This window comes from Citricoccus sp. NPDC055426 (assembly GCF_040677445.1).
Lineage (GTDB): Bacteria > Actinomycetota > Actinomycetes > Actinomycetales > Micrococcaceae > Citricoccus.
This window is the reverse complement of the sequence record NZ_JBFARZ010000007.1, coordinates 11,956-23,929: the sequence shown is the minus strand read 5'-3', so window position 1 is coordinate 23,929 and position 11,974 is coordinate 11,956. Positions and strand designations below refer to the sequence as shown.

Here is an 11,974-nt window from a genome sequence, read left to right as displayed (position 1 = left end):
CGTCTCCATCTAGGCTAGGCCCCGACACCCCACGAACGGAGCCACTATGCGCACGGCGTTGTCGATCCTCCTCGCCGTCCTGGCCGGGCTGCTGGCGGCCCTGTCGCTCGTGGGCGCCCGCGCGGAGGCGCTGGTCCACACCCCGGAGCCGCTGCAGCGGATCGCCGGCCCGATGTCCGAGGACCCGGAGTTGCGCGCGGCACTGCCGGAGGAGGTCGACCGCATCGTCTCGGAGCAGCTGCCCGAGGCCGTCCCCTCCTTCCTGCGGGACGGCGTGGGCGACCTCGTCAGCGCCGCCGCCGACGGCCTGGTGACCGACGAGCGGTTCCCCGGGGCCTGGGCCGAGACCCTGGAGCAGACCCGCACGGACTGGGTGAGCCGGCTGGCCGCGCTCCAGCAGGGCCAGGTGCCCGCAGAGGCCGCAACCCTGCACCTGCAACTGGCCCCGATCCTCGACCTCGGGGTGGACCGGATCGCCGCATCCGCAGAGACCCTGCCCGGCGGCTCCGTGCTCGCCCCGGCCGTCCGCGAGGGCGCGGACCGGATCGTCTCGGAGGGTGGGACGGACCCAGGCGCCGGGCCCGACGGCGGCGCCTCACCCCTGGCGGTCGACCTCACCGTTCCGGACCCGGAGACGGTCCCGATGGACGCCGTGGCGTGGACGGTGGGCAACCTGTACCGGTGGCCGTGGCTGGCCGGCACCTCCGCGGTGCTGGTGCTGCTGGCGCTGATGGCCGCGCCCCGGCGCCGCAAGGGCACCGCTCTGATCGTGGCCGGGGTCACCGTCCTCGCGTTGGGGGCCGCCGCGCGGTGGGGACTTCAGCGGCTGGCCCCCGCCGCGGACCTGGACGGCATCGCCCGGGCCGCGGCCGCCTCCCTGCTGGAGGGGGTCCGGGGGTACGCCATGCCGGACACCCTGCTGCTGGTGGTCGGAGGCGGGGTCGTCGCCGTGCTGGGCCTGATCACCGCCCTCGTCTCCGGGGCCCGCCCCGGCACGGACGGCACGCGGCGCAGCGAGGCCGGAGCCCGCTGAGGCGTCCCTCACGTCCGGTGGCCAGTGGCGGGTCCGCCGGTAGACTGGAACATATGTCCACCGTTCATGCAGCAGCCGCTGCCGCCCCCGGTACCACCGCAGCCTCCGCAGCCCCCGTCTCCGTGGGGATGCCCCACATCCCCCGCGCCCGCCGCAGCCGCGAAGAGGTGGAGGCGGCCGTCGTCGTGCCCGGGGACAAGAAGGTCATGCTCGCCGCCCCCCGCGGCTACTGCGCCGGAGTGGACCGCGCCGTGGTGGCGGTGGAGAAGGCCCTGGAGCACCACGGGGCGCCGGTGTACGTGCGCAAGGAGATCGTGCACAACCGGCACGTGGTCGAGACCCTCGAGGCCCAGGGCGTGGTCTTCGTCAACGAGCTGGACGAGGTGCCCCGGGGCGCCCTGACGGTCTTCTCCGCCCACGGGGTGTCCCCGGCCGTGGTGTCCCAGGCCGCCGAGCGCAGCCTGCAGACCATCGACGCCACCTGCCCGCTGGTCACCAAGGTGCACCGCGAGGCCGTGCGCTTCTCCAAGCAGGACCGTCGCATCCTGCTGATCGGGCACGAAGGCCACGAGGAGGTCGAGGGCACCTTCGGTGAGGCCCCCGACCACACGACCATCATTAACAACCCGGACGAGGCCCGGACGGTCCAGGTGGACGACCCGGACAACCTGATCTGGCTGTCCCAGACCACCCTGTCCGTGGACGAGACCCTGGAGATCGTCGCCATCCTGCGCGATCGGTTCCCGAACCTGCAGGATCCGCCCTCGGATGACATCTGCTACGCCACCTCGAACCGCCAGGCGGCCATCAAGAAGATCTCCCCGGACTGCGACCTGGTGATCATCGTGGGCTCGGCGAACTCCTCGAACTCGGTCCGCCTGAAGGAGGTCGCGCTGGAGTATGGCGCGCAGCGCGCCGAGCGCGTGGACTTCGCCCACCAGGTGGATGAGTCCTGGTTCGAGGGCGTGGCCACCGTGGGCCTGTCCTCGGGTGCCTCGGTGCCGGAGACCCTCGTGACGGACGTGCTGGCCCTGCTCTCGCAGTACGGCTACGGCTCCGTGGAGGAGGTCGTCACGGCCGAGGAGGACATCATCTTCTCCCTGCCCAAGGAGTTGCGCGCCGAGATGAAGAAGGTCGGAGACAACGACCGTTCCCTCGGCGGCCGTCACCGCAGCACCACCAGCTGATGGGACCCGGACCCCTCCACCTCGTGATCATGGGGATCTCCGGCTCGGGCAAGACGGTCCTGGCCGAACGCCTGGCGGCACGGCTGGACCGGCCCTACGCGGAGGCCGATGACTTCCACCCGGCGGCCAACATCGCCAAGATGTCCGCCGGCACCGCGCTGACGGACGAGGACCGCTGGCCCTGGCTGCGGTCCCTGCGCGACTGGATGGACCGGGAGTCCGCGGCCGGCGGCACCATCTGCACGTGCTCGGCGCTCAAGCGCTCCTACCGTGACCTGCTGCGCGAGGCCGCGGGGCGCGTGGTGTTCCTGCACGTGCGGAGTGATCCCGCGGTCATCGTCGACCGGATGGAGCACCGGACGGGGCACTTCATGCCGGCGTCCATGGTCCCCGGCCAGCTCGCCACCCTCGAGCCGCTGGAGGAGGACGAGGACGGCCGGGTGCTGGAGAACTCCGGTAGTGTGGACGAGCTTGTCGAACGGGCCCTGGCCGTCGTCGCCGGACTCTGATCCGGACCGCGGCCGGGACGCGGGCCGGCGGGCACCATCCACCGCGCCGTAGCCCCACGCCCTGACCGGGCCGCCGGGGCGCGCCCCGAACCGAAGGCCCACCCATGACCATCGACGACTGGACCCCGACCCTGGGGGCCGGACCGCTGCTCGGCATCGCCGCCGCCGCGATCCTCGTCCTGCTGTTCCTCATCATGTACCTGAAGATGCACGCGTTCCCGGCGCTCGTGCTGGTCAGCATCCTGACCGCCTTCGCCGCCGGGATCCCGCCCCAGCTGGTGGTGTCCACCGCCACGGACGGCTTCGGCAGCACCCTGGCCACCGTGGCCCTGCTGGTCGGCCTGGGCGCCATGCTCGGCCGGCTCGTCGAGATGTCCGGCGGCGCCAAGGTCCTGGCGGACACGCTGATCAGCTGGTTCGGGGAGAAACGCGCCCCCTTCGCCCTGGGGGTGGCCTCGCTGCTCTTCGGCTTCCCGATCTTCTTCGACGCCGGCCTGGTGGTCATGCTGCCGGTGGTGTTCGCCGTGGCCCGCCGCCTGGGCGGCTCGGTGCTGAGCTACGGCCTGCCGGTGGCCGGCGCGTTCTCCGTCATGCACATCTACCTGCCCCCGCACCCCGGCCCGGTCTCCGCGGCCGCGTTCTTCGAGGCCAACGTCGGCCTGGTCATGCTGCTCGGCCTGGTGGCGGCCCTGCCCACCTGGTACGTGACCAGCTACCTCTTCGGCCGCTGGGCCGGGAGGAAATGGCAGCTGCCCGTCCCCTCTATCCTCGGCCACGCCGATGAGGCGCAGGAGAAGAACCCGCCCCGGTTCGCCGTGGTGGTGCTCGTGCTGTTGCTGCCCATGGTCCTGATCTTCCTCAACACCGGTCTGGACACCCTGGCCCGCGGCGGCGTCCTGGACGAGGCCGTGGGCCAGGCCACCTGGTTCCAGGTCCTGCGCACCCTCGGTGAGACCCCCGTGGCCCTGCTCATCACCCTGCTCGTCGCGATGGTGACCCTGGGCACCGCCCGGGGCACCGAGAAGTCCGTCATCGAGAAGACCCTCGAGGGCGCCCTGGGCCCGGTGTGCTCCGTCATCCTCGTCACCGGCGCCGGCGGCATGTTCGGCTCCGTGCTGCGCACCTCCGGGATCGGCGACGCCCTGGAGGACTCCCTGTCCGACCTCGGTGTGCCGCTGATCCTGGCCGGCTTCATCATCGCCGCCGTGCTGCGCATCGCCCAGGGCTCGGCGACCGTGGCCCTGACCACCGCCGCCGGGCTCGTCAGCGCCGGGGTGGCGGCCGCCGACTACAACCCGGTCCAGGTGGCCGCTATGGTGATCGCCGTGGCCGCCGGCTCCGTGGTCGCCTCCCACGTCAACGACTCCGGCTTCTGGCTGGTGGGACGCTTCTTCAACATGGACGTCAAGACCACCCTGAAGACGTGGACGGTCCTGGAGACGCTCATCGGCGTGATGGGCTTCGCCATCGCCTGGATCATCTTCGCCCTGGCCGGCGCCCTGGGCTGACCCAGCCCCCTCTAGGCGCAAAGTGACCTGACCCCCACCGTCGTGACGTGGTCCGGTCACTGTGTGCCCGGGGCCGGGCCGCGGCCCGACGAGAACACCCCCACCTCGATACCGAGGTGGGGGTGTTTCCGTCTGGTCGGTGTCGCGACTCGGCCGGACCGTCAGCCGCGGGGCGAGCCCTGGCCGCTGGAGGCGCGGCGGCTGCGGCCGTTGCGGGTGCGGCCGGAGCCACCGCCGCGGCCCCCGCGACCGCCCTCGTCGTTCTGGCCCTGGCGGTAGTCGGTGTTGCGGCCGCCGGTCTCGGAGGAGTAGACCCGCCCGCCCGACGACGGCGCGCCGGCCGAGGTGCCCGCGCGGCGGTTCCCGGGACGCCCGGCCCCGCGGCCGCCCTGACCGCCCCCGCTGCCACCACCGTCGCCGGTGCGATCGTGGCCCGAGCGCTCACCGGACGGAGCGCCGGACCGGGAGCCGCCGCGGCTGCCGGAGCGCGCGCCGCCCTGGCCGCCGCGGCCGCCGGAGCGCCCGCCACCGCCCTGGACACCGCGGCTGCGGGACCGTCCGCCGCCCTGGCCGCCGCCGTTGCCGGCGTTCTGGCCGGACTGCTGGCCGTTCGGGGTGGAGACGGACAGCAGCTTCTCGAGCTCGGCCGTCTCCAGGAAGATGCGCTCGCCGGGGGCCAGCATCTCCAGCAGGGAGGCGTCGGCGCCGTCGGCGTGCACGGTCGGGGTGATCTTCGCGGCCCGCATCAGGCTGCGGACCTCGTTGCGCTGTTCGCGGCCGGCCAGGGTCACCACGGTGCCGGCCTGGCCCGCGCGGGCGGTGCGGCCGGAACGGTGCAGGTAGGCCTTGTGCTCGGTGGGCGGATCCGAGTGGATCACCAGGGAGACGTCGTCCACGTGGATGCCGCGGGCGGCGATGTCGGTGGCCACCAGGGTGCCGGCGGTGCCGTTGTGGAAGGCGTCCAGGTTCCGGGTCCGGGCGTTCTGGGAGAGGTTGCCGTGCAGCTCCAGGGCGGTGACTCCGCGCTGGCGCAGCTGCTTGGCGGCCTTCTTGGCGCCGTACTTGGTGCGGGTGAACACGATCGTCCGGCCCGGGGCGGCACACAGGTCGGCTAGGGTGCCGAGCTTGTCGTCGCCGTCCACGGACACCACGTGGTGGTCCATCTTCGCCACGGGGGAGACGGCCGAGTCGGCCTCGTGCACCACGGGGTTCTTGAGGTACTTCTTCACGAGCACGCCGACGCCCTCGTCCAGGGTGGCGGAGAAGAGCATCTTCTGGGCCGGGGCGGGCACCTTGTCCAGGATGCGCCGGACCATCGGCAGGAAGCCCATGTCCGCCATGTGGTCGGCCTCGTCGATCACGAGGATCTCCACGCCGGACAGGTCCACGTGGCCCTGGCCCATGAGGTCGAGCAGGCGGCCCGGGCAGGCCACGAGGGCGTCCACGCCGCGCTGCAGCGCCTTCACCTGCGGATTCTGGCCCACGCCGCCGAAGATGGTGTGGGAGACCAGGCCCGTGGCGGCGGCCAGGGGCTTGAAGGAGTCCTCGAGCTGGAGTGCCAGCTCGCGGGTCGGGGCCAGCACCAGGGAGCGGGGCCGGCGGGCCTGGGCGGTGCGGCCGTCGTCCAGCCGGGAGGCCAGCGGCAGCAGGAACGCGTAGGACTTGCCGGAGCCGGTCCGGCCACGGCCGAGCACGTCACGGCCGGTCAGGGAATCCGGAAGGGTCGCCTTCTGGATCGGGGTGGGGGAGGTGATGCCCTGCGGCGCCAGCGCGGCGGCCAGGCCGGCGGGCACGCCCAGCTCGGTGAAGCCCGAGTCGCCGCCCGTGGCGGAGGAGGGCAGGGTGGTGGTACCGCCGGAAACGGCGGCAGGCTGAAGAGAAGTCACGAAAGTGGAATCCGTCCGGGTGGAAGAGAAGACCCGGCCCTGGCACTGGCGGGGCGGCCTCACTAGAGCCACTCAACGCGGTGCTGGCCGGCACCGGAGAGGAAGGGTCCTGCCCGGTTGGCTACCGCCCAGTCTACGGCATCGGGGCGGTACCGCCGTCATCGCCCCGGAAGGCAGCGGACCCCTCGACGCCGGATCGGGTCGAGGGGTCCGCTGTCTTCAGGCGGTGCCGTGCTCAGGCGGTGCCGGGATCAGGCTGAGACGCGGGCGTTGGCTTCCACGTGGGCGGTCAGTGCCTCCACGAAGCCCTGCAGGATCGGCAGCAGGGTCTCGTCCTGGACCTCACCGGTCTCGGCGATGGCGCCCTCGCGGGACTGGATGAAGGACTCCGGCTGGCCCATGGTCTTCATGTCCAGGTGGGCCAGGATGTTGCGCAGGTGCTGCTGGGCCATGGCGGTGCCGGTGCCGCCGGGGGAGGTGCCGATGACGGCGGCGGGGACGCCGCCCCACACGGCCTGGCCCCAGGGGCGGGCGCCCCACTCGATGGCGTTCTTCAGAGCGGCCGGAACGGAGCGGGAGTACTCCGGGGTGACGAAGAGGATGCCGTCCGCGGAGGACACGGCTTCCTTGAAGTCCAGGGCGGCGGCCGGGTAGTCGGCATCGAAGTCCCAGTTGTACAGGGGCAGCTCGCTGATGGAGATCTCGAAGAGCTCCACACCCTCCGGGGCCAGCGCCTCGAGCGCCTTGGCCAGGCGGCGGTTGATGGAGTTCTGGGCGAGGGAGCCGACGATGTAACCGATGCGCATGGGTGTCCTTCCAGACGATTCAGGGAATTTCCTTGAATATTCAAGGATTCATACCTGCACAACCGTGTTCACTCCGGGTCTATTCCGTCAGGCCTCCCGCCGGTCCTGTGATGTCCGTGACATTCCGGCGGGATCCGCCGGGAATCCCCCGTCCAGCAGTTCCGCCGCGGACAGCACCCGCGGGGTGGACTCCACCGGCTTCGGCGGCGCCATCGCCTCCCCGTTCGTGGGATCCAGCTCTCCGATCCGGCGGGCCGAGGGCAGCACGCGGGACTCGAGGGTGCCGACCATGGCGTTGTACTTCTCCACGGCCGACTTCAGGGAGCCGCCCAGCTTGGTGACATGCCCGCCGAGGGTCCCCAGCCGCTGGTAGAGCTGTTGGGAGGCCACGAAGAGCTCACGGGCGTTCTCCGTGAGGGTCTCCTGCCGCCAGGAATAGGCCACGGACTTCAGTGCCGCCAGCAGGGACACCGGTGCCACCAGGGCCACACCCTTGGAGAAGGCGTGGTCCAGCAGGCCGGGGTCCGCCTCCAGCGCCGCGGCCAGGAAGGACTCGGCCGGCAGGAAGCAGACCACCAGCTCGGGGGAGTCCTCCAATCCCTGCCAGTACTGCTTGGCGGACAGGGCGTCCACATGCGCGCGGACGGCCTGGGCGTGGGCCAACTGCAACTCCCGACGACGGCTGGCCGCCTCCGCGGTCACGTCACCGGCGAGTTCCTCGGCCTCCAGGACCGCGGCCAGCGGCGCCTTGGCGTCCACCGCCAGCGCCTTCCCGCCGGGCAGCCGGACCACCAGGTCCGGGCGCAGGATCCGGTCCTCCTCGCCGCGCAGCACCTCCTGCTCCGAGAAGTCCGTGTGCGCCAGCATGCCGGCGGCCTCCACCACGCGGCGCAGCTGGACCTCACCCCAGTGGCCCCGTGCCGAGGTGGACTTCAGGGTGGCCACGAGCGAGCGCGTGTTCACCAGCAGCGCCGTGTCCGTGGCGGCCGCGGTCTTGAGCTGCTCGGAGAGCTGCCCGTACTGCTCCACGCGGTCCCGCTCCAGCATCCCCACCTGGCGCTGCAGGGTCTCCAGGCGCTGGCCCACCGGTGCCAGGGCCTTGAGCACCGTGGACTCGGCGGCGGAGCGGTCCCGGTCCGCGGTGCGCTCCGCGGCGAGCACCCGGCTCTCGGCCTCCGCGGCCGCCAGCGCGGCCTGTGCCTCGGCCAGCTCCTCCCGGGACGACCGGGCCTGCTCCCGGGCCTCAGCGGCAGCCTCCTCCCAGGTGCCCCGGCCGCGCGACCAGACCAGCCACGCCCCGGCCACGGCTCCCACCCCCAGGCCCGCGACCACGCACACGACGGCCACCAACACCACTGCTGAAGTCTCCATTCCTCCAGCCTGCCAAAGGTGACGGACCCGTTAGGCCGCGCCCCGCCGCCGTGAGCGGGCCAAGCATCGATTTCACCCTGACCTCGGACTTAGTGTGTGGTCTGTCACCACCGGCCGGACCAGACCACGAAAGGACGGTCCACCATGTCAGACACCTCCGGACAGGCACGCTCGGAATCCACCGCCCAGCACCCCTCGGGCCCGGCAGGACAGGACCCGCCGGAAGACCACCGGTCCCCGGGGGAACAGGCCCCGGCCGAGGAACGCCGTCAGCACCGGCGTCGCTGGGTCGGCTTCGGTGCCGGGCTGGTGCTCGCCGCCCTGGTGTTCCTGGTGATGCCCGCGGACGTGGAGCACAACGCGCGGCTGACGGCCGCCGTCGCCGTCCTGATGGCGGTCTGGTGGATGACCGAGGCCATCCCCATCCCCGCCACCTCGCTGATCCCCCTCATCGCGTTCCCGGTGTTCGGCCAGGAGATCGAGATCGGGGCGGTCGGGGCCTCCTACGGCAATGACATCATCTTCCTGTTCATGGGCGGTTTCATCCTGGCGCTGGCCATGCAGCGCTGGGACCTGCACCGGCGCATCGCCCTGGTCACGGTCCGGGCCATGGGCACGAAGCCGGGCGGTGTGGTGGCCGGCTTCATGATCGCCACCGGGTTCCTGTCCATGTGGGTGTCCAACACGGCCACCGCGGTCATGATGATCCCCATCGGCGTCTCCGTGCTGACGCTCGTGGTCGCCGCAGACCGGTCCAACCCGGTGCAGGAGTCCTCCGACCCGAACTCCAGTGACGTCAAGGAGGCCGTGATCAAGTCCAACTTCGGCACGGCCCTGATGCTCGGCATCGCCTATGCCGCCTCCGTGGGCTCGCTCGGCACCCTGATCGGCACCCCGCCGAACGCCCTGCTCGCCGGCTACATGGCCGACGCGCACGGGGTGACGATCGGCTTCGGCCAGTGGATGCTGGTGGGTCTGCCGCTGTCACTGGTGATGCTGGTCATCGTGTGGTTCCTGCTGACCCGCGTCCTGTTCAAGGCGGAGATCACGGAGATCCCGGGCGGGCGCAAACTCATCAACGAGGAGCTGTCCAAGCTGGGCCGGATGAACTCCGGGGAGGTCCGCGTCCTGGTGGTCTTCGTGCTGGCCGCCGTCTCGTGGATCACCATCCCGCTGGCCTTCGAGGGGCTCATCAGCGATGCCGGGATCGCCATGGTGGCCGCCCTGCTGCTGTTCCTGCTCCCGGCCGGGGCCGCCCGCGGCGTCCGGCTGCTCGACTGGGACTCGGCCGTGAAGCTGCCGTGGGGCGTGCTGCTGTTGTTCGGCGGCGGGTTGGCCCTCTCGGCACGGTTCAGCGACTCCGGGCTCGCGGACTGGATCGGCGAGCAGGTCTCCGGGCTGTCCGGGATCCCGGTCTGGCTGCTCGTGGCGATCTTGGCGCTGGCCATCCTCTTCCTGACGGAGCTGACCTCCAACACGGCGACGGCGGCCACCTTCCTGCCCGTGGCCGGCGGGGTGGCGGTCGGCGTGGGGGTCGATCCGATGATGCTCGCCATCCCGGTGGCCCTGGCGGCCACCTGCGCGTTCATGCTGCCGGTGGCCACCCCGCCGAACGCCATCGCCTTCGGCTCCGGCTATGTGACGATCGGCCAGATGGTCAAGGGCGGGCTGTACCTGAACCTCATCGGCATCGTGTTGATCACGCTGACCACCATGACCCTCGGCGTCTGGGCCTTCGGCCTGGTGTTCTGACCGTCCGCACCGAGGTCCCCTCCTGCGGCTACAGCCAGCCGTGGTCCCGTGCCGCGAGGGCCGCCTCGGTGCGGTTGGCGGTGTGGGTCTTGCCGATCGCGGAGGACAGGTGGTTGCGCACCGTGCCGGGGGAGAGGAACAGGGCGGCGGCGATCTGGCGCACGCTCGAGCCGTCCTGGGCGGCCCGCAGCACGTCCCGCTCGCGGACCGTCAACGGGTTCGAGCCGGACACCAGGGTCTCGGCCGCGAGCGTGGGGTCCACCACCCGCTGCCCGGCGTGCACCGTGCGCACCGCCTCGGCCAGCTGGTCCGCGGGGGTGTCCTTGACCACGAATCCGCTGGCCCCGGCCTCGAGCGCGCGCCGGAGGTAGCCGGGCCGGCCGAAGGTGGTGACGATCAGGGACCGGCACCCCGTGCCGCCCGCCGTGATGGCCCGGGCCGCCTCGATCCCGTCCAGCCCCGGCATGTCGATGTCCAGCAGCGCCACGTCCACCCGGTGCTCGGCCACGGCGGCGGCCACCTGCGTGCCGTCGCCGAGCTCGGAGACCACCTCGAGGTCCGGCTCCAGGGCCAGCAGGGCGGCCAGGGCGCCGCGCACCAGGGCCTGATCGTCCGCCAGCAGGAGCCGGATGCTCACAGGACCACCTCCACGATCGTGCCGGGGCGGTCCCCGTGGCTCTGCGCCGGGCGCACACTCAGGATGCCACCGGCCTCGGTGACGCGGTGGCGCATGCCGCGCAGCCCGGTCCCGGATCCCGGCGGCGCCGGGGAGGCGTCCGACGCCGGCCCCGTCACCTGGGCCTGTTCCGTCACCTGGGCTTGTTCCGTCACCCGGGCCTGTTCCGAGACCCGGGCACCTTCCGAGGAGGCGGGACGGGGGAGTCCCCGGCCGTCGTCGGACACCGTGAGCCGGTCCGCGGTGAGGGTGACGGTGCAGTGGGAGGCGCCGGCATGGCGGATCACGTTGGTGACGGCCTCCCGTAGGCACCAGGCGAAGAGCTCGCGGCGGTCGGCGGGCAGGGAGGCGACGGTGGCGGGGTCCGGCAGCCGGGTGGTGATCCCGGCGGCGTCCAGCGCGGTGCGGGCCGAGGCGAGCTGGGCGCCCAGCTCCGGGACGTGCAGCCCGCCCACGGTGTTGCGGACCTCGGCCAGGGACTGGCGGGAGATCGCCAGGACCTCGTCGAGCTCGGCCTGGGCGCGGGCCGGATCCGCGTCCACGAGCCGCCGGGCCAGCTCGGTCTTCAGGGTGATCACGGTCAGGGAGTGGCCCAGGACGTCGTGCACGTCCCGGCCGACCCGCTCCCGCTGGCGGGAGAGGGCGAGCTCCTCGCTGAGGATCCGGGAGCGTTCCTCGCGCTCCATGGCCAGGCGCAGCGCGATCATGACGAACAGGGCGAGGCCTGTGGGGATGATCAGCCAGAAGCGGTCCTCGCCGGCATCGACCAGCAGGGCGGCCGCCAGCCAGGTCGTCGCCAGGCCCACGGCCACGGGGATGCCGATCCTGAGCCGGTGCGGGAAGATCCAGATCGCCAGCGTGAAGGGCAGGAAGTTGAAGACGTTGAGCCCTCCGGCCGGGGCCGTGGCCACCACGCACAGGCACAGCAGCAGCGTGACGACGACGGTGTTCAGCCAGTGCGGCAGCGGGTGGTACGGCCACGGCCAGACGAAGTGACCCAGGTAGAGGGCCACGAAGGCGGCCAGGCCACAGAACCCGAGGACCTTGAGACCGGGCGGGGCATCGGAGTTGATCATGGCCACCAGCGGGAGGATGAGGAAGACCAGCCAGACCCCCGCCGTGATGAGGACGGGGGCCCGTTCGTGGGGCCTGAGGGGGACCTCGGGCCACTCCCCGGGCCCGTAGGCCCCCTGACTGCCGGCCGAGACGGTGCTGCCGACTCCGCCGCTGGCGGGATCCGTCATCC

Annotated in this window: 10 protein-coding genes; 5 read left to right on the top strand and 5 right to left on the bottom strand. The window is 72.2% G+C overall.

Features of this window, described 5'->3' with window-relative positions; genetic code table 11:
• Positions 1-46 precede the first annotated feature (46 nt).
• From AB0K08_RS11030 to AB0K08_RS11015, 4 genes are all read left to right on the top strand, one after another.
• Positions 47-1,033 carry a hypothetical protein gene (locus tag AB0K08_RS11030; RefSeq protein ID WP_363354347.1) on the top strand — a complete coding sequence of 329 codons (987 nt, stop codon included), beginning with the start codon at positions 47-49 and terminating at the stop codon, positions 1,031-1,033.
• A gap of 128 nt (positions 1,034-1,161) precedes the next feature.
• Complete coding sequence (locus AB0K08_RS11025; protein ID WP_363354622.1) at positions 1,162-2,220, top strand: 4-hydroxy-3-methylbut-2-enyl diphosphate reductase; 1,059 nt, start codon at positions 1,162-1,164, stop codon at positions 2,218-2,220.
• A complete protein-coding gene (locus AB0K08_RS11020) occupies positions 2,220-2,729 on the top strand; it encodes a gluconokinase (protein WP_363354345.1) in 510 nt (169 codons plus the stop codon). Before AB0K08_RS11025 ends, AB0K08_RS11020 begins: the two co-directional genes overlap by 1 nt.
• A gap of 104 nt (positions 2,730-2,833) precedes the next feature.
• Entirely contained in the window at positions 2,834-4,237 is a 1,404-nt protein-coding gene (locus AB0K08_RS11015; RefSeq protein ID WP_363354343.1) for a GntP family permease, read from the top strand.
• Between the two features lie 161 nt (positions 4,238-4,398).
• On the opposite strand, the gene AB0K08_RS11010 is transcribed toward AB0K08_RS11015, so the two are convergent.
• From AB0K08_RS11010 to AB0K08_RS11000, 3 genes are all read right to left on the bottom strand, one after another.
• On the bottom strand, positions 4,399-6,078 hold the full coding sequence (locus tag AB0K08_RS11010) for a DEAD/DEAH box helicase (protein ID WP_363354620.1): 1,680 nt from the start codon (positions 6,076-6,078) through the stop codon (positions 4,399-4,401).
• Positions 6,079-6,374: 296 nt separating this feature from the next.
• Positions 6,375-6,929 carry an NADPH-dependent FMN reductase gene (locus AB0K08_RS11005; RefSeq protein ID WP_363354341.1) on the bottom strand — a complete coding sequence of 185 codons (555 nt, stop codon included), beginning with the start codon at positions 6,927-6,929 and terminating at the stop codon, positions 6,375-6,377.
• Positions 6,930-7,016: 87 nt separating this feature from the next.
• A complete protein-coding gene (locus tag AB0K08_RS11000; RefSeq protein ID WP_363354339.1) occupies positions 7,017-8,300 on the bottom strand; it encodes a DNA recombination protein RmuC in 1,284 nt (427 codons plus the stop codon).
• 144 nt (positions 8,301-8,444) lie between these two features.
• Between AB0K08_RS11000 and AB0K08_RS10995 the strand changes: the two genes are divergently transcribed.
• On the top strand, positions 8,445-10,052 hold the full coding sequence (locus AB0K08_RS10995) for a DASS family sodium-coupled anion symporter (RefSeq protein WP_363354337.1): 1,608 nt from the start codon (positions 8,445-8,447) through the stop codon (positions 10,050-10,052).
• A gap of 28 nt (positions 10,053-10,080) precedes the next feature.
• On the opposite strand, the gene AB0K08_RS10990 is transcribed toward AB0K08_RS10995, so the two are convergent.
• Positions 10,081-10,689: a response regulator transcription factor gene (locus AB0K08_RS10990; protein WP_363354335.1), complete on the bottom strand. Its 609-nt coding sequence runs from the start codon at positions 10,687-10,689 to the stop codon at positions 10,081-10,083.
• The gene (locus AB0K08_RS10985; protein ID WP_363354333.1) at positions 10,686-11,972 is read right to left on the bottom strand and encodes a sensor histidine kinase; all 1,287 of its coding nucleotides are present in this window, start codon (positions 11,970-11,972) and stop codon (positions 10,686-10,688) included. Before AB0K08_RS10985 ends, AB0K08_RS10990 begins: the two co-directional genes overlap by 4 nt.
• Positions 11,973-11,974 lie beyond the last annotated feature (2 nt).

Bases quoted from the DNA above. Each gene is read 5' to 3' on its own strand.
- AB0K08_RS11030 (WP_363354347.1), top strand. From the start codon at position 47: ATGCGCACGGCGTTGTCGATCCTCCTCGCCGTCCTGGCCGGGCTGCTG.
- AB0K08_RS11025 (WP_363354622.1), top strand. From the start codon at position 1,162: ATGCCCCACATCCCCCGCGCCCGCCGCAGCCGCGAAGAGGTGGAGGCG.
- AB0K08_RS11020 (WP_363354345.1), top strand. From the start codon at position 2,220: ATGGGACCCGGACCCCTCCACCTCGTGATCATGGGGATCTCCGGCTCG.
- AB0K08_RS11015 (WP_363354343.1), top strand. From the start codon at position 2,834: ATGACCATCGACGACTGGACCCCGACCCTGGGGGCCGGACCGCTGCTC.
- AB0K08_RS11005 (WP_363354341.1), bottom strand. From the start codon at position 6,929: ATGCGCATCGGTTACATCGTCGGCTCCCTCGCCCAGAACTCCATCAAC.
- AB0K08_RS11000 (WP_363354339.1), bottom strand. From the start codon at position 8,300: ATGGAGACTTCAGCAGTGGTGTTGGTGGCCGTCGTGTGCGTGGTCGCG.
- AB0K08_RS10995 (WP_363354337.1), top strand. From the start codon at position 8,445: ATGTCAGACACCTCCGGACAGGCACGCTCGGAATCCACCGCCCAGCAC.
- AB0K08_RS10985 (WP_363354333.1), bottom strand. From the start codon at position 11,972: ATGACGGATCCCGCCAGCGGCGGAGTCGGCAGCACCGTCTCGGCCGGC.